The 19,972-nt window shown below is 36.9% G+C and carries 18 protein-coding genes; 13 read left to right on the top strand and 5 right to left on the bottom strand.

The window, feature by feature from the left end:
• The first annotated feature begins 26 nt into the window (after positions 1 to 26).
• From glmS to murF, 13 genes are all read left to right on the top strand, one after another.
• The gene (gene glmS / locus AB1630_00910) at positions 27 to 1,847 is read left to right on the top strand and encodes a glutamine--fructose-6-phosphate transaminase (isomerizing) (GenBank protein ID MEW6102372.1); all 1,821 of its coding nucleotides are present in this window, start codon (positions 27 to 29) and stop codon (positions 1,845 to 1,847) included.
• Positions 1,844 to 2,722 carry a hydroxymethylbilane synthase gene (hemC, locus tag AB1630_00905; GenBank protein ID MEW6102371.1) on the top strand — a complete coding sequence of 293 codons (879 nt, stop codon included), beginning with the start codon at positions 1,844 to 1,846 and terminating at the stop codon, positions 2,720 to 2,722. Before glmS ends, hemC begins: the two co-directional genes overlap by 4 nt.
• Positions 2,710 to 3,948, top strand: a complete 1,239-nt coding sequence (locus AB1630_00900) for an adenylosuccinate synthase (protein ID MEW6102370.1) — start codon at positions 2,710 to 2,712, stop codon at positions 3,946 to 3,948. Before hemC ends, AB1630_00900 begins: the two co-directional genes overlap by 13 nt.
• Before the next feature lies 1 nt (position 3,949).
• A complete protein-coding gene (locus AB1630_00895) occupies positions 3,950 to 4,231 on the top strand; it encodes a 4Fe-4S binding protein (protein MEW6102369.1) in 282 nt (93 codons plus the stop codon).
• A 111-nt stretch (positions 4,232 to 4,342) separates the two neighbouring features.
• A complete protein-coding gene (locus tag AB1630_00890) occupies positions 4,343 to 4,582 on the top strand; it encodes a hypothetical protein (GenBank protein ID MEW6102368.1) in 240 nt (79 codons plus the stop codon).
• Positions 4,575 to 4,991, top strand: coding sequence for a hypothetical protein (locus AB1630_00885; GenBank protein ID MEW6102367.1), 417 nt, complete (start codon positions 4,575 to 4,577; stop codon positions 4,989 to 4,991). Before AB1630_00890 ends, AB1630_00885 begins: the two co-directional genes overlap by 8 nt.
• A gap of 3 nt (positions 4,992 to 4,994) precedes the next feature.
• On the top strand, positions 4,995 to 5,483 hold the full coding sequence (locus AB1630_00880; GenBank protein ID MEW6102366.1) for an NAD(P)H-dependent oxidoreductase: 489 nt from the start codon (positions 4,995 to 4,997) through the stop codon (positions 5,481 to 5,483).
• A gap of 3 nt (positions 5,484 to 5,486) precedes the next feature.
• Entirely contained in the window at positions 5,487 to 6,635 is a 1,149-nt protein-coding gene (locus AB1630_00875) for a hypothetical protein (GenBank protein ID MEW6102365.1), read from the top strand.
• On the top strand, positions 6,632 to 8,290 hold the full coding sequence (locus AB1630_00870; GenBank protein ID MEW6102364.1) for an ATP-binding protein: 1,659 nt from the start codon (positions 6,632 to 6,634) through the stop codon (positions 8,288 to 8,290). Before AB1630_00875 ends, AB1630_00870 begins: the two co-directional genes overlap by 4 nt.
• Positions 8,290 to 11,514 carry an N-6 DNA methylase gene (locus AB1630_00865; protein ID MEW6102363.1) on the top strand — a complete coding sequence of 1,075 codons (3,225 nt, stop codon included), beginning with the start codon at positions 8,290 to 8,292 and terminating at the stop codon, positions 11,512 to 11,514. Before AB1630_00870 ends, AB1630_00865 begins: the two co-directional genes overlap by 1 nt.
• Positions 11,511 to 12,590, top strand: a complete 1,080-nt coding sequence (locus AB1630_00860; protein ID MEW6102362.1) for a hypothetical protein — start codon at positions 11,511 to 11,513, stop codon at positions 12,588 to 12,590. The genes AB1630_00865 and AB1630_00860 overlap by 4 nt, the downstream gene beginning before the upstream one ends.
• A complete protein-coding gene (locus AB1630_00855; protein MEW6102361.1) occupies positions 12,581 to 13,312 on the top strand; it encodes an alpha/beta hydrolase in 732 nt (243 codons plus the stop codon). Before AB1630_00860 ends, AB1630_00855 begins: the two co-directional genes overlap by 10 nt.
• Positions 13,287 to 14,900, top strand: a complete 1,614-nt coding sequence (gene murF / locus AB1630_00850) for a UDP-N-acetylmuramoyl-tripeptide--D-alanyl-D-alanine ligase (protein MEW6102360.1) — start codon at positions 13,287 to 13,289, stop codon at positions 14,898 to 14,900. The genes AB1630_00855 and murF overlap by 26 nt, the downstream gene beginning before the upstream one ends.
• Before the next feature lie 25 nt (positions 14,901 to 14,925).
• Here murF and AB1630_00845 read toward each other — a convergent pair whose 3' ends face one another.
• Genes AB1630_00845 through AB1630_00825 form a run of 5 tightly spaced genes read right to left on the bottom strand, consistent with a single transcriptional unit; the run spans position 14,926 to position 19,942 of the window.
• On the bottom strand, positions 14,926 to 15,192 hold the full coding sequence (locus AB1630_00845) for an Asp-tRNA(Asn)/Glu-tRNA(Gln) amidotransferase subunit GatC (GenBank protein ID MEW6102359.1): 267 nt from the start codon (positions 15,190 to 15,192) through the stop codon (positions 14,926 to 14,928).
• Positions 15,174 to 15,770 (bottom strand): L-threonylcarbamoyladenylate synthase, encoded by a 597-nt coding sequence (locus AB1630_00840; GenBank protein MEW6102358.1) that lies wholly within the window; start codon positions 15,768 to 15,770, stop codon positions 15,174 to 15,176. Before AB1630_00840 ends, AB1630_00845 begins: the two co-directional genes overlap by 19 nt.
• Positions 15,748 to 17,865, bottom strand: coding sequence for a hypothetical protein (locus AB1630_00835; GenBank protein ID MEW6102357.1), 2,118 nt, complete (start codon positions 17,863 to 17,865; stop codon positions 15,748 to 15,750). Before AB1630_00835 ends, AB1630_00840 begins: the two co-directional genes overlap by 23 nt.
• A complete protein-coding gene (locus AB1630_00830) occupies positions 17,862 to 18,938 on the bottom strand; it encodes a DUF362 domain-containing protein (GenBank protein ID MEW6102356.1) in 1,077 nt (358 codons plus the stop codon). The genes AB1630_00835 and AB1630_00830 overlap by 4 nt, the downstream gene beginning before the upstream one ends.
• 56 nt (positions 18,939 to 18,994) lie before the next feature.
• On the bottom strand, positions 18,995 to 19,942 hold the full coding sequence (locus AB1630_00825) for a DRTGG domain-containing protein (GenBank protein ID MEW6102355.1): 948 nt from the start codon (positions 19,940 to 19,942) through the stop codon (positions 18,995 to 18,997).
• Positions 19,943 to 19,972 lie beyond the last annotated feature (30 nt).

The raw sequence follows: 19,972 nt of genomic DNA, 5'->3' as shown, positions 1-19,972 counted from the left end.
CTAAAGAGTCTAGGAGTCAGAGAGTCATGTGTGGGATTATAGGCTATATCGGAGAGAGGGAGGCAAAGGACATTCTCCTTGACGGATTAAGGCATCTTGAGTATAGGGGCTATGATTCGGCTGGGTTAGTAATTTTAAATGATAATCCTTTTCTTGTAAAAAGGGAAGGGAAGGTAGCCGACCTTGAAGAGATAATAAATAAAAAAGAAATACCAGGCAAGATAGGAATTGCACATACAAGGTGGGCAACACATGGAATGCCAACCTCTACAAATGCACATCCCCATCCTGATTGCAAGAATGAAATCTTTGTTGTCCATAATGGGATAATAGAGAATTATAAGAAATTAAAAGAGAATCTTATAAAAAATGGTCATATTTTCAAATCAGAGACAGATTCTGAGGTTCTTGCTCACCTCATTGAGGAAAATTATAAAGGAAATTTAGAGGATGCTGTAGAAATTGCTTTATCTTCTGTAATCGGAACTTATGGCATAGCTGTTATTTCAAGCAAAGAGCCAAATAAGATTGTATCAGCTCGCTATGGAAGCCCTTTAATTATTGGGCTGGGAAAGAATGAAAATATTGTTGCTTCAGATCCAGCTGCAATCTTAAGGTACACAAAGCAAGTTATCTATCTTGAGGAGGGAGAGATTGTTGTTGTTAAAAAGGACGAATTCTTTTCAAAGGCAGAAATTTCTCTTAAAGATAGAACCGCAATCCTCGAATGGGAAATAGAGCAGGCAGAGAAAGAGGGATTTGCCCATTTTATGCTAAAGGAAATCTTTGACCAACCAAAGGTTATCCATAATTCCATCAGGGGAAGGTTAATTGATGAGGAGGGTATTTCCAAGCTTGGTGGTCTTGAGGATGTGCAGAATAAGCTTTCCCAAATTGAGAGGCTTATTGTTACAGCCTGTGGAACAGCATATTATGCAGGATTGGTTGGTGAATACATCCTTGAGGAATATGCTGGAATCCCTACAGAGGTTGAATATGCCTCAGAATTCAGGTATAGAAAGCCTATATTAGAAAGGGAAAAGACAGCCCTTCTTGTCATAAGCCAATCTGGAGAAACAGCAGATACATTAGAAGCCTTAAGAGAGGCAAAGAGAAAAGGGGTGTTGACAATTGGAATAGTAAATGTTGTTGGTTCTAGCATTGCAAGGGAGACGGATTGTGGTATTTATAACCATGCAGGCCCTGAGATAGGCGTTGCATCAACAAAGGCATTTGTCTCACAATTAACCATTATCTCTCTGCTTTCCCTTCTTCTTGGAAGGCAGAGGGATTTATCCCTAGTTATGGGAAAAAGGATTGCATCCGAGATAAAGGAGCTTCCAGGGAAGGTTTTTGAAATCCTTAAGCAAAGCAATAAAATAAAGGAGATTGCAGAAAGGTATAAAGATTATAAGGATTTTTTGTATCTTGGAAGGAAATATAACTACCCAATAGCATTGGAGGGAGCGCTTAAGCTTAAGGAAATATCGTATATCCATGCCGAGGGCTATCCAGCAGGTGAAATGAAGCATGGACCTATTGCCTTAATAGATGAGAATTTTCCAACAATGGCTATCTGCCTTAAGGATTCTGTCCATCAGAAGGTTTATAGCAATTTAGAGGAGATAAAAACAAGAAAGGGGAAAATTATTGCCATCGCAACAGATGGTGATTCTGATATAGAAGCCATAACATCTGATGTTATCTATATCCCAAAAACATTGGAAATGCTATCCCCTATTCTTGCTGTTGTTCCCTTACAGCTATTTGCATATTATATTGCAGTCTCACTTGGAAGAAATGTTGATAAGCCAAGAAACCTGGCAAAGAGTGTTACTGTAGAATGATTATCTTAGGAACAAGAGGGAGCAAGCTTGCCTTTATTCAGGCACAAGAAGTAGCAGAGAGAATAAATGACGATGTTTCTATTAAAAAAATTAAGACATCTGCTGATAGGTTTTTAAAACCCCTACAGGAATTTGAAGAAAAAGGCATATTTGTTAAGGAAATTGAGGAGGAATTATTAAAAGGGAATATTGATATGGCTGTGCATTCTATGAAGGATATACCGATAGAAGTCAGAAAGTCAGAGAGTCAGAGAGCGAGGAGTCAAGGATTGATGATTTCTGCTGTTACAAAGAGGATATCTCCTTATGATGTGCTTGTTTCAAGGGATAAAATGAAATTGTTTTCTCTTCCAAAGGGAGCAAGGATTGGAACAGGAAGTATAAGGAGGAAATTGGCTATTCAAGTAGCAAGGCAAGACCTGAATATAGTTGATATAAGGGGAAATATTACTACCCGACTTAAAATGGTAGAGGATGGAAAGCTTAATGCAATTATTGTTTCTGAAGCTGCCTTAATTAGGCTTTCCCTTTCCCATTTAATTTCAGAAATAATTCCAGAAGACATCCTGCTTCCTGCACCAGGTCAAGGTTCACTTGGAATACAAATAAGAGAAGATGATAAGAGGCTTGAGGCTTTAACAACATTCCTTAATGATAAGGAATCTGATGTCTGCATTAAAGCAGAAAGGTCATTTATGTCTTTTTTTGGGCTAGGCTGTAAGTCTGGAATTGGTGCGTTGGCAAAAATAAAGAATAGCAAAATTATCCTTAAAGGATGTATATTTTTAGATAAAATGATTATGGAAGGGGAGGAAGGCGATAATCCAATTGAAATTGGAGAAAGATTGGCACAAAAAATAAGATGCAAAATTTAGCTATTATTGGGCTTCAATGGGGAGATGAGGGAAAGGGAAAGATAATTGATTATTTATCAAAAGATTATGACTATATTGTCAGATTTCAGGGTGGAAACAATGCAGGCCATACTGTTTCTGTTTCCAGCGAAGAATTTATCTTCCATCTTATTCCATCTGGATGCCTTTATAAAGATAAGCATTGCGTTATTGGGAATGGTGTTGCTGTAAATCCAGCAATATTATTAGATGAGATAGGGTTTTTAAAAGAGAAGGGGATTGACTTAAATCTTCATATAAGCTATAGGTGCCATCTCATTATGCCATACCATATTGCAATAGATGAAATAAGGGAGAAAACACAAAAGATAGGAACAACAAAGAGGGGGATTGGTCCTTGCTATACAGACAAAGTAGCAAGATGCGGAATTGTTATAGCTGATATGCTTGATAGAAATGTATTTAAAGAAAAGGTTATAGAAAACCTTACTCAAAAGTCTTTAAAGGGCTTTGAGACAGATAAAATTATAGATGAATACCTTTTATTCTTTGATAAAATAAAAGATTTTGTCTGTGATACAAGGGTTCTTTTAGAGAATGCCATCTTGAAAAGAAAATCCATATTGTTTGAGGGAGCACAAGGAACCCTTTTGGACATTGATTTTGGAACATACCCGTATGTAACATCAACAAACCCTACAATTGGAGGGATAGGAACCGGAACAGGGATTCCTCCAAGGTATATAGAAAATGTCATTGGTGTGATGAAGGCATATTCTACAAGGGTTGGAGAGGGTCCATTTCCCACAGAAATAAAGGGAGATCTGGGTGAATCCTTAAGAGAAAAGGGAAGGGAATATGGTGCGACAACAGGAAGACCAAGAAGGTGTGGATGGCTTGATTTACCAGCAATTAAATATTCCTGTAAAATAAATGGGATAACCAGCATTGCCATAACAAAGCTTGATGTTTTGGATTGCCTTTCTAAAATAATGGTTTGCACAAAATATAAAATAAAGGATAAAATTTACGATGAAATTCCACAATCAATTGTCAGCTGGGATGACATTCTTCCAATATATGAAGAATTCCCTGGATGGGAAATGGATATAAGAAATATAAAGAAATATGACAATCTTCCAAAAGAGGCAAGGGATTATATTGAAATGCTAAAAGATGCTTTAAGTATTCCAATTTCCCTTGTCTCTGTAGGAAAGGAAAGAAACCAAAGTATAGAGGTGATATAAAATGGAAAAATGGTATGAGCTACCAAGTGGAGGGTTAATTTTAGAGCCAGCAACAGCAGAGAGGTATAAAACAGGCTCGTGGAGGTCAAAAAGGCCTATCTGGGATGCTTCCAAATGTATATCCTGCCTTAATTGCTGGATATATTGTCCAGATTCCTCAATAATTGTTAAGGATGAAAAAATGACAGGGATAAACCTTGATTATTGTAAAGGTTGTGGGATTTGTGCAGATGTCTGCCCAGAAAAGGTATCTGCCATAAAGATGGAGGAGGAGAAGAGATAAAAAATCAAAAAATTTAAAATAACAGTATAAATATTTTTCTGGTTGCTATTTTTATCTTTGTTGCCTTATACTTTGTCTTTAATGATAACAGAAAAAGATAGGAATATAATCTTGAAATGTGCTAAGAAGTATAATGTTTCCTCTATTATTCTATTTGGGTCTTCTATAAAAGAGGATAAAGAATTTGATGATATAGATATTGCTGTAAAGGGGATTGAGCCAAGGCTATTTTTTAAATTTTACGTTGAACTATTTCAGTCCTTATCAAAGCCTGTTGACCTGTTAGATTTATCTAAAAAGTCCCTATTTAATGAGCTTGTAGAAGAGACTGGAATAAAGATTTATGGATAATATATCCAAACGAATCCTTGCAGAAAAAGAGAATGTAGAAATAGCATTGGGCAATCTTTCTGATACTATGGCAAGAAAAGAGAAATTAGTTATTGAGCTATCTGCTATAGCTACCTTCCTTCACAATATTTATAATGGAATAGAAAATATCTTAAAACAGATTTTACAGGAAAAGAATATTAAAATCCATAAATCCGATGCATGGCATAAAGATATATTAAATACACCAGTGTCAAAGGGGATTATATCAGAAGGCTTATCCATTAAGCTTTATGAATGCTTAACCTTTAGACACTTTTTCATTTATGCATATGGCTTTATGCTTGAAGAAGCACAAATAAGTGATTTAGCTAATAAGATTCCAGTGGTTTGGTTAAGATTTCTATCAGAAATACAGGAAAGGAGGTGAATTATGATAAAGATATTGGTTGCCTATTCATCTTATGGGGGAAATACAGAGCGTCTTGCAAAGGCTGTTAAGGAAGGGGTAGAAAGCTCGGGTTGCTCCTGCATTATAAAAAGGGTATCCGATGTTGTTGATGGAGATTTTAAAGAGGCAGATGGGATAATTGCTGGCTCTCCAACATACTTTGGGAATATGACCGCGGAACTGAAGGATATGTTTGAAAGGTTTGTTTCCTTAAGAAGGGCCGGTGGGATGGAGGGAAAAATAGGTGCGGCATTTACCACATCTGGCCATCCAAGTGGCGGAAAGGAGACAACAATGCTGGCGATTATCCATGCATTCTTAATCTATGGAATGATTGTGGTTGGAGACCCTATATCTTCCGGTGGCCATTATGGCGTTGCCTGTTCTGGAAGCCCTAGCCAAAAAGACCTGGATGATGCAAAAAAGCTTGGAATGAGGGTAGGAGAGCTTGCTAAAAAATTGGCAAAATAAAAAATGCCTAATCCTTTAAGCTCAATTGAACCCTTATTAAACATGCTTGGAGAAGAAATAAAGATTCTTCCAGCAACAGGAGGTGCAATTGAGGATTTGCAACATCCCGACCAAGAGGAGATTGAGGATATTATTATAAATAAGGATAATGAGGTTATAACGGCTTTTGCGGAAAGCCCAGAGCCTGACCCCCAAGATATTTACAGAAAAACCCCACCTATTTCAAGAACACAAAATCATCTCTTCCGTTTTTTCATTGACGGAAGTATTCGTACATATTTTCTTGGCACAGGGATAGAAGGGATAAGGTCGTTCCCTATAGAATTGGCACAAATTGGTTCAGCGGTTGTTAAAAGGGAAGGGGATGGCCAACTTTCGGTATTAACCCAAAAACAACGAATCGCTTTACTATTACCAAAACAAAATCAAGGCATCTCAGATACCTTGTGGGAACAGATACGAAGACTTGATAAGCCCGAATGGCTTGAGGTTGTTGATTTTACACTTCCTGATAGGTTGGCTCAAGACAAGAAAGACCCCAGGGATAAGGCAGGGGCAAAGGCTCGATCTGAGATGCATAAGTTAGAGATAGAACTCATAAAATCCACAGATTCTTTTCGCAATGAGAATACTTGGCTGATATTAGATGGAGCAGTTAAGTTTGTTGAGGAGGATATTTGGAATTCGTGGGGAGATAGTCCTTGGCTTATAGGAGTTGCCAAATCTTTTCGTAAAGACCCAATGTTCCAATTTGGGCAAAGAACATCTCAAAGAAAGGACATCACAAGTATTCTTGCTGGTCTTCCCCATGCTCATAGAACTGTTGCTTTTAGTGCGGATGATGGCCAGGTAGCATTCTGGTATGTGAGATTAAGAGAACAAAGAGAGTTAGATTACCCATTAATGGGTGTAGTAAAGGTAGAATTACCTCGTCCTGACAAATCGCCGGTTCCTTCAGAGCTTGCTGACCTTATATCTTCCTGCCTTGTTGCAGAAAGGAATGTGAGCCCTTATGGCCTTGATAGAAGATGGCACTGTTGCCTTTATCCCATTCATATCGCAGAACAGGTTATAAAGAATAGATTTTACTCAAAAGAGGTCTTATTGGGCTGTATTAAATGGCCAAGACCAAAACAAGGAGGTGCAAGATGAGTAATCAAGAGATTGGTAAAACATCTGCCACAGAGAAAGAGCCAAATACATCTGATAAATTTATCTTTTGGCTTGCCCCAAAGGTTATAGTCAACCCCTTTGATATAGTAGAGGTTGAACAAACAAGCCATGAGGGAAAGAGCAAGACATTTGGGTTGGTAACAATCTTGGAGCATAAAACAGACTCGCCAGCCCATCTTGCCAATTTCATCTCTAGCAATTTTGGAGAATTAACCGAAGACCCTAATACCCCTCGTCAAGGAACAAATGTGGCTTATGCAAATGTATTGAGCAATGATAAAGACATCTATATGCCTGTTTCAAGCGAGAAGATTGTGAGGTTTGCAGATGAGGAAGGCATCCAGGTTGCCCTTGGAATAGATACAATGAAGCCGAAAGACCGAATTCCTGCTGGGCTTATTAAGATGAGCAATGGTGCGTCTGCCATTGCTTATGTTGACAGAAGATACATTCTTGGCCCAGAATCTGCCCATGTAAATATATCAGGAATAAGTGGCTTGGCTACAAAGACATCCTATGCGATGTTTCTTATCCAATCAATCCTACAAAAAACACCCGAGGATGAAAAGGATAGGATTGCTGTAATTCTTCTTAATGTCAAGCATGGGGATTTATTACAGATAGACCAAAGGAGGGAGGGAACATTTAGTGTTTCTGAAATGGAGATGTGGGAGGCATTTGGTTTGACTCCAGAGCCTTTTCCCTCTGATAAGGTTCACTACTGGCTTCCAAGAGGAAAAACTGGTTTACCAAATAGCTTTTTAGAACCAAATTTTTACGAGACTTATGCCTATGACCTTCCTTCAACCTCAGACAAACTTGATTTACTATTTGCCCATATACCCGATGCTTATGCTACATTAGAATCAATTGTAAGCGAGATTAAAGAGGGGATTAGAAATAATGAACCAGGCTTTAGGGATGTTCATAGCTGGGAAAACCTTCTTAATGGCCCTCCCTTGTTTGACCCTCAAACCAGAGCCGCGGTTAAAGAATGGCGGGGTATTAAAGGGGTTTCTATTGGTGTTTTTAGAAGACATATAAGGCGAATGGTGAGGACTGGACAATCTGGAATATTTGTTGATGCAAGGGCGTCTCGGGAAAAATCCCTTGGGGAGGAGATGCTAAAAATCAAGGGTGGCAATGTCTATGTGGTAGATATTACTAAGCTCTATGAGCATGAGCAGATGCTTGTTTTTGGTGATTTGCTAAAATCTGTTTATTCCTTAAAGGCAGAACCACCTGAGGATAGGAGAAAGCCTGTCCCTGAAAAGGTAATCTTTTTTGTGGATGAGTTAAACAAATACGCCCCTTCTGGTCCTCGTCCTTCTCCTCTTACCGAGTTAGTTCTTGAGATTGCTGAGCGTGGACGTTCACTTGGTATAATCCTTATCTCTGCTCAGCAGTTTATGAGTGCTGTCCATGAAAGGGTAACGGGTAATTGTGCTACAAAGGTTGTAGGTCGTAGTGGCTCATCGGAGGTCTTTCAACCCGATTACAGATTTTTAGATACAGAGATAAAATCCAATGTTACAAGGCTATCAAAGGGAGAATTGTTGTTAAGCCATGCTGTTTATCGCCAGCCAGTTAAGATTGTTTTTCCAAAGCCAGCATTTAGACAACAGGAGTTTTGATGGAAAAGGAGATAAAATCCTCTGCCCCATCTTTTGCAAAAGAGATTCAAAGAGCCGCTCAATCCTCAAATAATGAGGCTGAATTTAGAACCAAGATTACCCAACTAATAGAGGATTTTGGAAGAAGGATAAATTTAAGCCTTAATTTAAGGGAAGAATATACTCTCATCAATGGCAGGGCAGATGCGGTCTATAATAGATTGGTGGTTGAATATAAAGAGCCTGGAAAATTGAGGCAAAATAACGATTATCCAGTAAATCAAAATGCAATCTCCCAATTAGAGGGCTACATAGATGGGCTTATTAGAAGGGAGCATCATAAGCCTGAAAGGCTTGCAGGGGTTGTCCTTGATGGCGATTATTTTATCTTTATCAGGAAAAAGGAGGGGTTATGGCATATTGATAACCCCATAAGGGTAAATGAGTATTCCACAGAGCATTTTTTAAAGCTAATCTTCTCCTTATCCACAGAATTAGCTCTTATTCCAGAAAATCTGGTAAGGGATTTTGGCGAGAACACAAATGTCTCAAGGAAGGTTGTAGGCTCATTTTTGTCTTCTCTAATCTCTACTGAGCATCCCAAGCCAAAGGCACTGTTTGAGCAATGGTCATTACAGTTTAGTGAAGTTTGTGATTATGAGGAGGCTGGAAAGATAAAGATAGAGCAGTATGCAAGAAGATTTGGTATCTCTTCTCAAAATATTAGGGCATTTCCCTTCTTCTTCTGCCTCCATACATATTATGCCATCCTTATAAAGCTCTTGGCTGTTCAGGTTGTCCAATACTATGCTATGCCTCGTCTTGGCACTGACCTTAAACAAGCAACAACCTTAGGAAATAATGAGCTTTTAGGGTATTTAAAGAAGATGGAAGGAGGGGGAATATTTAAGGAGCTTGGTATTAGCAATTTCTTGGAGGGGGATTTTTTCGGCTGGTATCTTGATGCCTGGAATGATGAGATATATCAATCCCTTAAAACCCTAATCTCTAACCTTGCCAACTATTCCTTAGTAACCCTTGATGTTGACCCAGATACCACAAGAGACCTCCTTAAAAAACTCTACCAACAACTCATTCCAAGGGAATTGAGGCATAATCTGGGCGAATATTACACGCCTGATTGGCTTGCGGAAAGGTTATTATACATCCTTATGGGCAAAGAGACCTCCCCTGATAAACGGGTTCTTGACCCTGCTTGTGGCTCGGGAACATTTCTTGTCATTGCTATAAAGAAGATGCGGGAGTATGCCTTAGAAAAGCCAATCCCTGAAAATATGGTTCTTGAAAAAATCTTATCTAATGTTGTTGGCTTTGACCTAAACCCCTTAGCGGTCATCTCAGCAAGGACAAATTATTTATTGGCTTTAGGAGACCTGCTTGCTTATAGAAAGGATGAGATAAATATCCCTGTTTATCTTTGTGATTCCATTATGACACCCCAAGAGGGAAGGGATATGTTTACTGAGAAAACCCTTAGGTTTAATACTGCAGTTGGTCCCTTTGCTATCCCAAAAAGCCTAATTAAGGCTCAATACATAGATGAGCTTTCCAATTTTCTTGAGGAGGCAGTAAATTTAAACCTCAATAGAGGCCAATTTATAGAAAGGCTTTGCCAGAGGCTTCCATTAAATCCAGAACAGGATGAAAGGGATATAGATGTGGTTTGCCAACTATACGAAAAGCTCCTTAACTTAAAAAGAGAGGACATAAATGGCATCTGGGCAAGGATTATGAAAAATGCCTTTGCTCCTTTATTTGTGGATGAGTTTGATTATGTAGCTGGAAATCCACCTTGGGTGAATTGGGAGAGTTTGCCAGAGGGGTATAGACTTGAAACCAAGCCATTATGGGTTAAATATGGTCTTTTCCCTCATGGCGGAATGGACACTATACTTGGTAAAGGCAAAAAAGATATTTCTATGATTATGACCTATGTAGCAATAGATAAGTATCTTAAGAAAGGTGGAAAACTTGGTTTTTTAATTACCCAATCCGTCTTTAAGACTGCCGGAGCTGGTCAGGGGTTCAGAAGATTTCAGCTTGGTAATATACCTATTCAGGTATTGCATGTTGATGATATGGTAGAGCTTAATCCATTTGAAGGAGCATCAAATAGGACAAGTATTGTTATCTTACAAAAGGGGAAACCTACAAAATATCCTCTCCCTCTGGGGGCTTATCTTTACTGGCGAAAAACAGCTAAAAGAAAATCTATTTCCCTGGAAGCTACGCTTGAGGAAGCCCTTGGTATGACCGAAAGAAAACAGTTTGTTGCCGAACCGGTAAATGCCGATGATATAACTTCACCATGGATTACGGGAAGACCAAAGGCATTAAGGGCAGTGAAGAAGATATTAGGGCAATCAGATTACACCGCCCATGCTGGCTGTTATTCAGGTGGTGCCAATGGTGTCTACTGGGTTGAGATTATTGATAAAAGACCTGATGGGCTTGTAATCGTCTCAAATATTACCGAAGGAGCAAAAAGAGAGGTTGAGGCCGTTCAGGCTGCTATTGAACAGGATTTGCTTTATCCCCTTTTAAGGGGAAGGGATGTAAAGCGATGGAAGGCAGAACCCTCTGCCTATATCATTATGGCACAAGACCCAGTAAAACGCAGGGGAATAGAAGAAGACAAAATGAAGACATCCTATCCCAAGACTTATATGTATCTTAAGAGATTTGAAGAGCTATTGAGAAAACGCAGGGCAAGGGGAGTAACCGATATGATTAAGGGTGGCGCACCGTTCTACACAATGTTTGCTGTTGGTGACTACACCTTTGCACCCTATAAGGTGGTGTGGCCTAACATTGCCTCAGAAATAGTCTCTGCAGTAATTTCTGCTAAAGATGGAAAGCTAATATTGCCACAGCACATTGTTACATTAGTTGCTTGTAATTCTTTAAAGGAAGCACATTATATTTGTGCAATTATGAATTCAGAAGTAGTCAATTTTAGTCTTCAGGCTTATTCTATGAAGGGAGGAAAAAGCTTTGGAGACCCTCATGTTCTTCAAAACATCCACATCCCCAAATTTGACCACAAAAACACACTCCACCTTTCTCTTGCCAAGCTTTCAGAAAAAGCACATGAAGAAACAGCACAAGGCAACCCTGCATCTGAAATAGAGGCTAAAATTGATGAGCTTTCCGCAGAAATCTGGGGATTGACAAAGGAGGAGTTGAAGGAGATAGAGATTTCCCTCAAGGAATTATCAAAATGAGTAAAATTCTTTTGGTTGAACCTGAAAAATCAAGAAGATACCACACCCAATACCCTCCTTTGGGACTTCTTAAGCTTGCTGCTTATCATAAAAAAAGAAAAGACAAAGTGAGATTTGTAAGGGGGTTTGATAATGATGGGTTTTATCCCAATAAAATCTATATTACAAGCCTCTTTACCTATGCCTATGAGCCTGTCCATCAAACTATCAGATACTATTTAGAGAAATATAAAAAAGCAAAGATTACAGTAGGAGGTATTTATGCGACATTGTGTGGAGACCATTTAAAAGAAGCCTTTGGGGATAGAATTAGGATACATAAAGGGTTATGTGAGGAGGCAGAAGATATTTTACCTGACTATTCCCTTGTTCCTGAATGGAAGGCAAGTATAGTTTTCTCATCTCGTGGTTGCATAAGAAATTGCCCATTTTGTTCAGTCAGGGTATTAGAGCCTGAATTTAGACCAAAGAAATCCATAAGGCATTTGGTCTATCCAGGGCATAAAAAGGTCATCCTCTGGGATAACAATATCCTTGCCTCTTATTATTGGGAAGACATTTTTCAAGAGCTTGAGGAATCCAATCTAGAAATAGATTTTAATCAAGGAATAGATGCTCGGCTGATAAACTTAAAGGTTATCTCAAGGCTAAAAAGATTAAAGATTCCCCTTATTAGACTTGCTTATGATACGCAAGGAATTAGAGAGCCTCTAAAGCGTGCAATTGACCTGTTAAAAGAAGCAGGTTTTAATGGGAGGCAAATATTGGTCTATTGTTTGTATAATAATCCCTTTGAGAAGGATACACCAGAGACATTTTTAAATCGCTTACAAGACCTCATTGACTGGGGAGTAATAAGCTATCCGATGAGATATGAACCACTTGAGCCGAGAGAAAAGAATACTTATGTTTCTCCTTGCTGGAGGGAAGAGCAACTTGAAATGGTAGCCAAAGCAAGAAGGGTTATTGGCTATGGGGGAGCTTTCCCTCCTTATGAGGGATTAAAAAAGAAATTTTTATCTGCTAAATCTTTTGAGGAGGCTTTTTTTCTTAAGCCCATTTCACAATGTTTATAGAAGCAAAAGGAATAAGGACATACTACGAGAAAGATGGAGAAGGAGAGCCTATTTTAATCCTCCATGGCTGGGGAGGAAGGAGAGAATCGGTAAAGCCTATATTTGACCTTCTAAAGACAAAATTTTGTGTTTATAGCCTTGACTTGCCTGGTTTTGGAAGGAGTGAGATTCCAGAATTAGCCTGGCAAACATCTGATTACGGATTATTTATCAAGGAATTCCTTGAGAATTTTGGAATTAAAAGAATAAACATAATCGGTCATTCATTTGGCGGGAAGATAGGAATATGGCTTTCTTCCAATAATCCAGAGCTAATAAATAGGCTTGTTCTTATTTCTCCCTCAGGGATTAAGCCAAAAAGGAAGCCAGCCTATTATCTTAAGGTTTTCCTAGCAAAAATAGCAAAATACCTTTTGCCTAAAGCATTAAAGGAAAAGGTCTATCAAAAAATAGGTTCAAAGGATTACAAAGAGGCGGGTAAAATGAGAGATACATTGGTAAAGATAGTTAACGAAGACATAAAACCCATTCTTTCTAAAATTTCTGCAGAAACCCTCCTTATCTGGGGAGAAAATGACGATCAAACCCCCCTTTATCAAGCAAAGATAATGAATAAAGGAATAAAAAACTCAAGGCTGGTTGTTATAAAAAATGCAGGACACTTTTGCTATCTTGACAATTCTTTTGATTTCTCAAATGCAATCTTGGATTTTTTTAAATAAGCTTTTAATCCTCATTGCCATTTTTTTGTGGTTAAGACGTTTTGTCTTTCAAACCAATACATTACTCCACATTTTCCAGCTTGAGGGATATAGGAATAAAAGGTTTGCAAGATGGCTTATTAAGAATCCAAAGAGGGCCTTTGATAGCGAATCATTTGTATCAGGAGCAATCATTTTCTTCATTGGCTTATTCCTTGAATCTTTTAATCTTAGAATTATATTTCTCATCCTCTGGATAGGTTCTGGAATATGGCTTTTTAAAAGGTGTAAAAGAAAAAAGCAAAAAAAACCGTTTGTTTGGACAGCAAGGGCAAAAAGGCTAATTGTATTTTCTATTTTAATACCCCTAATACCTTTATCAGTAATCGCTTTTTTTACATCATCCCTTTTTCTTTTATATTTCCTTATCCTTCAAATATTCATTCAAATTGCTGGAATAAACCTTATATTGACAAACATATTTCTATTTCCAATTGAGAAAGGTTTTAATCTTTTCTATCTTATTAAGGCTAGAAATAAGATGAAAAAATTAATGCCAATGGTAATAGGAATAACAGGTTCTTATGGAAAAACATCTGTAAAACACATCATAGGACATATCCTTTCAAAAAAATACAAAACCCTTATTACAAAAGAAAGCTATAATACCTTAATGGGTGTATGCAAGGTAATTAACAATGAGCTTAAAGATGAAGAGGTATTTGTTGTTGAGATGGGTGCATATAAAAGGGGTGATATTAGGAAGCTCTGTAAATTGGTAAGGCCAAAAATCGGTGTATTAACAGGCATTGGAATTCAGCATTTAGAAAGGTTTAAAACAATTGAAAATATTAAAAAAGCAAAATTTGAGATTATTTTGTCTTTACCCCCTTCTGGAATTGCTATTGTTAATAATGATGATGAGGTTTGTAAGGGGCTTATGAATGAGGTGAAGATAAAGAAAGTGGGGTATAGAATGAGTCTGGAGTCGGGAGTCAGGAGTCTGGAGTCTGAAGGGATAATTATGGCAGAGGATGTTGAGATGGATGTCTCCGGGATAAAATTTAGGGTTGGAGAAACAATGTTTCAGACAGGGCTTTTGGGAAGGCATAATGTTTCAAATATATTAGCAGGGATTGCTGTAGCAAAGGAGCTTGGAATAGAGATTAAAAAGATAAAAGAGGCAATAGAAGAGCTTTCCTTTATCCCCCATCGCTTACAATTGATAAGGAATCCAAATAATGTCTTTGTCCTTGATGATAGCTATAATTCAAATCCGGTTGGGGTAGATGAGGCTTTATCTTGCCTTTCTTTGTTTAAAGGACGAAAAATCCTTGTAACACCTGGGATGATTGAGCTTGGAATAAAGGAGTATGAAGAAAATAAAAAATTTGGAAAGAAAGCAGCAGATGTTTGTGATATCGTTATCCTTGTAGGAGAAAAAAGAACAAAGCCTATCTTTGATGGATTGATGGAAAAAAGATTTCAAGAGAAAAATATTATCATTGTCCATAGCCTTGAAATGGCACAAAAAGAGCTTGAGAAGATAATTAAACCAGGAGATTGCATTCTATTTGAAAACGACCTTCCAGATACTTATGAAGAATAAAAATCCGTAATCTGTAATCCGAAATTCACTCTATCACCTTTGGAACCTTAAATTGGTTATCCTCAATGTATTTTGAAAGGCTTGAAATGGATGAAAGACCTGGTTTTACCTCATCTGGTCTCATCCGCCTTTCTTTTTCTTCTAAATAAAAAGGCGCATCTTCTAAAACCTCGCTAATCTTTGAAATGTATTCAATGATTTTTGTCAATTCCTTTGTTAGTAATTCTTCTTCATCTAGGATAAGGGAAATATTAGAAAGACCTGCGATATACTTTATTGTTTCTCTATCCATCTTAAAACCTCCTGATATATTGCCCCTCTCCTTAATATCTTTGGTTTTTCTGTCATATCAATAATTGTTGATGCAATACCTAAATTTGCATTTCCTCCATCAATGATAACATCAATACAAGAAGAAAGGCAAGAACAAACCTCATCTACTTTTATTGCCTCTTTTTCCTTTGATATATTTGCCGATGTTGCTGCAATTGGTCCCTTAAGGCTTTTTAACAACAAAAGGGGGATTGAATGATTAGGAACCCTTAAGGCAATTTTAGGACTAACCCACAAGAATTCAGGAGAGGAATAAAGGATAATTGTAAGTGGGCCTGGCCAGAACCTTTCTGCCATTTTAAAAGCCTCCTTTGAAACATTCCCTGTCATCATTTCTAAATATGAAATATCCCCTATTAAAAATGGAATTGGCTTGTCTTCTTCCCTCTTTTTTATCTTATAAATCTTATAATATGCCCCTTTATTCCTTCCATCCACGCCTATTCCATAGACTGTATCTGTTGGAAAGGCAATTATCCCTCCATTTTTTAAACAAGAAACAGCAATTTCTATTTCATTTTCCTTTATCTTTAACATAGGACATAATAAATGAAAGGTATTTTTCCTCTCTTTTCTTTTCTTTGTAAGCCTCTCCTAAAAGCTCAAAAAGAAAAGAAATTCCACCTTTATTTCTATATTCAGGAATAGAAGCAATAGTATTAAGTCTTTCTTTTGCATCAGATTTTCTATCCTGCATAATCAAAGACAAAATAATTGACCAATCGTAAAGGAATTTTGCCCTTGTATTTAAGGGCCACCACTCATTGAGGCTTTCTAACAAAGGCTTCCATAATTCCTCTATTTTTTCAATCTCTGCCTTTTTTAGTAAGATAAAAACCATCCCTAATATGCAAGAGGATGCCATATCAGAATATGTTGGCTCAAGCCATTTTATAAATTTAATAGAAAAAATGCCATTTTTAAACCTTTCTAAAGCAGAATCCATATAATTTAATTCTACCATTTTATAACCTTTCAAGACAAATCTATTGAACCAAACATAGAAAAGAAACATGGCTAATAAGATTGTTAATAAACCAAACCTTCTTAAAATGATAAATGAGAAAGAAAAGGTTTCATATATCTGTGGATATTGAATAAATATTGGAAATAAGGCAGCAAAGCCAAGAACAATGGTTACATCCAAAGAATTATCAAGGAGAAAGAATAAAAGATATATCTTTAATTTTGGCCATTTTATAAGTGTGCCAACGGTAAGAATTAAAAAGATTGGAATAATAACGGAAATAAAGAGGTATATTATAAGGATAAGGAATATTTCTTTTAATGCGATGAGTGGAACAAACCTGATTTTTTCTCCTCCAATGAGAAGGGCGATAAAGAAGATACCAGTTGCAATAAGATAAAGCCAGATAAGCCACTTCTTTCTTACTATATACCTTTTAAGACCTAAATAGCCCCTTACAATAAATTTGCCTACAAAATGGGTGATGAATAAAAGGATTAGGGTTATAAGAAATAAAGCAATATAAAATAGGCTAAATAATGGAAGGTATCTTATGATAAAGGCATCCTCAAGGTAAGCCCAAAAGTATTTCTTGCTATCTGAAAGGTTAAAGCCTTTTTTGTATGAAAAAAAAGCTTTTATAAAATCATTATTTAAATAATAAAGGTTTCCTAATGCAAAATGGGCAATTTCAAGATCAGGTTCTTTTTTTAAGGCATTTTTGAGGTGCCCAAAACCTTCTGTATAGCTTCCCATTTTTGCGTAAATCTCGGCAAGGTGAACATCGGATAAGCCATCGCCAGAAAGTGTAATAGAAATCTCTTTGTAAAGCTCTTTACCCCTTTGTCTCCATCCAATCTCCTTGCACATCCATAAAGCCCTTATCTTGGCAAGAGGGAAATCACAAAGCGAAAATTGGCGAAATGCCCTAATATAGCTTTGGGTAAATGCACAAAAGCATCCTTCAAGGTATGTCCTATCTATTTTAGAAGCATTTATAATAGAAAATATCCCTTCCTCTTCTGTTCCTAAAGACATAAGGGTTTTTAACATCTCCTCCTTTATTATGATGTTTTCTGGCTCGTCCTTCGTAATCTTTTTCAAAATATTTAAGGCTTCATCATAATTACTTTTGCTATTAAGATACTTTGCAAACATAAGAAATAAGTCTATATCCCTTGTCTTCTTTATCCCTTCAGAAATGTTTGTAAGAAATGAGCTTTCTTTATCCAGAAGGAGATATAGTTCTCCTAGCTTTATATAAGATAAGGAAAAAGGTTTTGCCTTTAAAAATAGCCTTTCTGCTTGTTTAAAATCACCACCTGCCTTTTTTACCATACCCATTCCTATATAGCTATATTTGCTTTTATCCTTACTAAAAACATTAAATGCCTTTTTGTATTCTCCATTATAGAAAAAGAAAATACCATCCCTTAATTCTGGATAGTTCGTTTTTAGATCTCTAAATTTTAAGAGGTTTCCTTGCTTTTGATAGCAAATACAAAGGGGGAATAATATTTCTGGATTGTTTGTTTTCTTTAATTCTTCTTCGTAATATAATTGTGCCTCTTTAAATTCCCATTTTAAAAAGCATCCTTTTGCAGTTTTAAGGTCTGAGAAGGCTGGATATGAAAATAAAAGAAGGAAAAATATAGCCTTTTTCATTCATAAGATCTGAAGAGCTTTCCCCATTCTGTTTTCATAAATTTATTTATCCTTATTCTTCCAATTGTTGGATACCAAAGGATGTCGTGATAGAAATTTGAGGCAATAGGTGCCCAATGCCATAGGGGTGAATGAAGAAGGATTCTTTCAAACCTTTGTAAAAATCCCTTTCTAATCATTTGGTCAACAAAGATAACAGGGCTTCTCTTTACCTTAAAATTCCAATTCTCATTGATTGCCTCACAATCACCAATAAACTCTATATCCTTAATCTTACCAACACCGAGACCCATATCATTAGCCATTCTAATATATGGAATCTCCATTGGTTCAAATCCCATAAGCTTTGCAGAAACAGCATCTATTGCAACAGAATCAGAAGATGCCAATAGGACATTTTTTATCCTAGGAATCATAGTCCTAGGCCCTGCACCATCTCCGGCAACACACCCATCCATTACAGCAAAAACACCAGTGTGAAGCTCTTTTTGCATAATAAGTAAGTCTACCAATGTCTCGTGGATGTATTTATGGGCATAGTGCCTATATTCCTTTAATAAGCCACCAAAGGCATTTTTTATAGCCCCTGTTGTAATTGAGTGTCCATGCGTCTTTATTGTTGGAAGATGTAGAATATCTTTTCCAATAAACATCTTTGGAATTGAAATACCTTCGGGAAATATCTTATCTATTACAAGAAGCTTTTCTTTAAACTTAAAAACCGTCCATTCTACCTCAGGAAGGCTTATAAATTTAAGGTGGTATTTCTTTAAAACGGGAAGCCATTTATTGTCAGATGCTCCTTTTAAAGGGTTTGTAACAACGGTTTTATTCTCAACGGGAAATAGCTTTGATGGAAGAAAACCATCTTCAATAAGACAATTTAAGATGCCATCAAGCTGCCAGGGTTCTGTTGAACAAGATGGAAAGTATTTCGTCCAGGAAAGGTTAAGTTTAAGGATAAGGTCTCTTTCGCAAGAAAGGCATTTTTCATATTCAGCCAAGTGAATGAGCCTTTTATAATCATCAATAATGGTTTGAGGGGATGTTTTAAGGATGGCAACCTTAGGCATTCCAGAGCACCAGAGCACCAGAGCACCAGAGCACCAGTAAAATTCTTGCTAAATCCTTACTTAAATATTGCATCGGCTAAAGGTTCGGTAAGCTCTTTTATCAAAGAAAGCTTTGCCTTATTATCAGGGCTTATTCTTGGAATTATTCTTTCAATCTTATCTGCTGTTGTTAATGTGTCCCACGAGACAGAAAGAATAGGAATTTTTCTTATTTCTGCCTTTCTTATAACCTCGGGTGAGGGAATAATATCGCCTGTTGTAATAATGCAGGATGTATCTTCTGTTAAGGCTGAAAGAATAAGGTCTGTCCTGTCTCCTCCAGTAATTACTGCCTTTTTATCTGTTCTTTCAAAATATCCTAGGGCATATTGAGGGGTCATTGCTCCAACAAGGATATGTTCAACCATTTTTGAAATGCCATCGTCTCCTGCTAAAACATTTGCATCCAATGCCTCTTGAATTTGAGATACAGAGATTGAAAAAAATTCCTCCCTTTTTGGAATAATTCCTAAAAATTCATTACCCTTAATTGTTTGAGAAGCCTTATTTAATACCACACCAAGGATAACCTCGCCTCCTGATTCCTTTAAAAATGCCATTTCATCTTCCCATCCATTCTTTTCCTCAATAACAAGGACAATCTTTGTATTTAATGCTTTGGCAATATGAAATGCTCCCAAGTGCTTTTTTTCTCCCCTTACAAGATCTGATTCAATAATTATGTAATCTTTGCCTTCTGATATTTTATTATAAGCCTCTTTTATTTTTTCTAGAGAAATATCTTTTTCAGGAAAGAAAAGACCAGGGCATATTTCTTCATCAGAGAAAGAAAGCTTGCATATTTCCTTCATTAAGGAGATATCTTCATCAATCATTTTGCCACCAATAAGCCTCCTTTCACCAATTGGCTTAAAATACCCACAATTCTTAAGGTTTGATGCAAAACCTATAGACAAAAAACTTTTTCCACACCTTCCTATTCCCGAAACAATAATAGACTTCATTTTTTAAGAAAAAATAATATCATTCAAAAT

It is taken from the genome of bacterium (genome assembly GCA_040753555.1).
Lineage (GTDB): Bacteria > UBA9089 > UBA9088 > UBA9088 > UBA9088 > JBFLYE01.
Note: the sequence above shows the minus strand (reverse complement) of the source record. Positions and strands in the feature narration are given on the sequence as shown.

What these genes read in the sequence shown, in the direction of transcription:
- AB1630_00840 (MEW6102358.1), bottom strand. Translation starts at nt 15,770, where the DNA reads ATGTTAAAGATAAAGGAAAATGAAATAGAAATTGCTGTTTCTTGTTTA.
- AB1630_00855 (MEW6102361.1), top strand. Translation starts at nt 12,581, where the DNA reads ATGTTTATAGAAGCAAAAGGAATAAGGACATACTACGAGAAAGATGGA.
- AB1630_00845 (MEW6102359.1), bottom strand. Translation starts at nt 15,192, where the DNA reads ATGGATAGAGAAACAATAAAGTATATCGCAGGTCTTTCTAATATTTCC.
- AB1630_00880 (MEW6102366.1), top strand. Translation starts at nt 4,995, where the DNA reads ATGATAAAGATATTGGTTGCCTATTCATCTTATGGGGGAAATACAGAG.
- AB1630_00860 (MEW6102362.1), top strand. Translation starts at nt 11,511, where the DNA reads ATGAGTAAAATTCTTTTGGTTGAACCTGAAAAATCAAGAAGATACCAC.
- hemC (MEW6102371.1), top strand. Translation starts at nt 1,844, where the DNA reads ATGATTATCTTAGGAACAAGAGGGAGCAAGCTTGCCTTTATTCAGGCA.
- AB1630_00870 (MEW6102364.1), top strand. Translation starts at nt 6,632, where the DNA reads ATGAGTAATCAAGAGATTGGTAAAACATCTGCCACAGAGAAAGAGCCA.
- AB1630_00825 (MEW6102355.1), bottom strand. Translation starts at nt 19,942, where the DNA reads ATGAAGTCTATTATTGTTTCGGGAATAGGAAGGTGTGGAAAAAGTTTT.
- murF (MEW6102360.1), top strand. Translation starts at nt 13,287, where the DNA reads ATGCAATCTTGGATTTTTTTAAATAAGCTTTTAATCCTCATTGCCATT.
- AB1630_00900 (MEW6102370.1), top strand. Translation starts at nt 2,710, where the DNA reads ATGCAAAATTTAGCTATTATTGGGCTTCAATGGGGAGATGAGGGAAAG.
- AB1630_00885 (MEW6102367.1), top strand. Translation starts at nt 4,575, where the DNA reads ATGGATAATATATCCAAACGAATCCTTGCAGAAAAAGAGAATGTAGAA.
- glmS (MEW6102372.1), top strand. Translation starts at nt 27, where the DNA reads ATGTGTGGGATTATAGGCTATATCGGAGAGAGGGAGGCAAAGGACATT.
- AB1630_00835 (MEW6102357.1), bottom strand. Translation starts at nt 17,865, where the DNA reads ATGAAAAAGGCTATATTTTTCCTTCTTTTATTTTCATATCCAGCCTTC.
- AB1630_00830 (MEW6102356.1), bottom strand. Translation starts at nt 18,938, where the DNA reads ATGCCTAAGGTTGCCATCCTTAAAACATCCCCTCAAACCATTATTGAT.
- AB1630_00875 (MEW6102365.1), top strand. Translation starts at nt 5,487, where the DNA reads ATGCCTAATCCTTTAAGCTCAATTGAACCCTTATTAAACATGCTTGGA.
- AB1630_00895 (MEW6102369.1), top strand. Translation starts at nt 3,950, where the DNA reads ATGGAAAAATGGTATGAGCTACCAAGTGGAGGGTTAATTTTAGAGCCA.
- AB1630_00865 (MEW6102363.1), top strand. Translation starts at nt 8,290, where the DNA reads ATGGAAAAGGAGATAAAATCCTCTGCCCCATCTTTTGCAAAAGAGATT.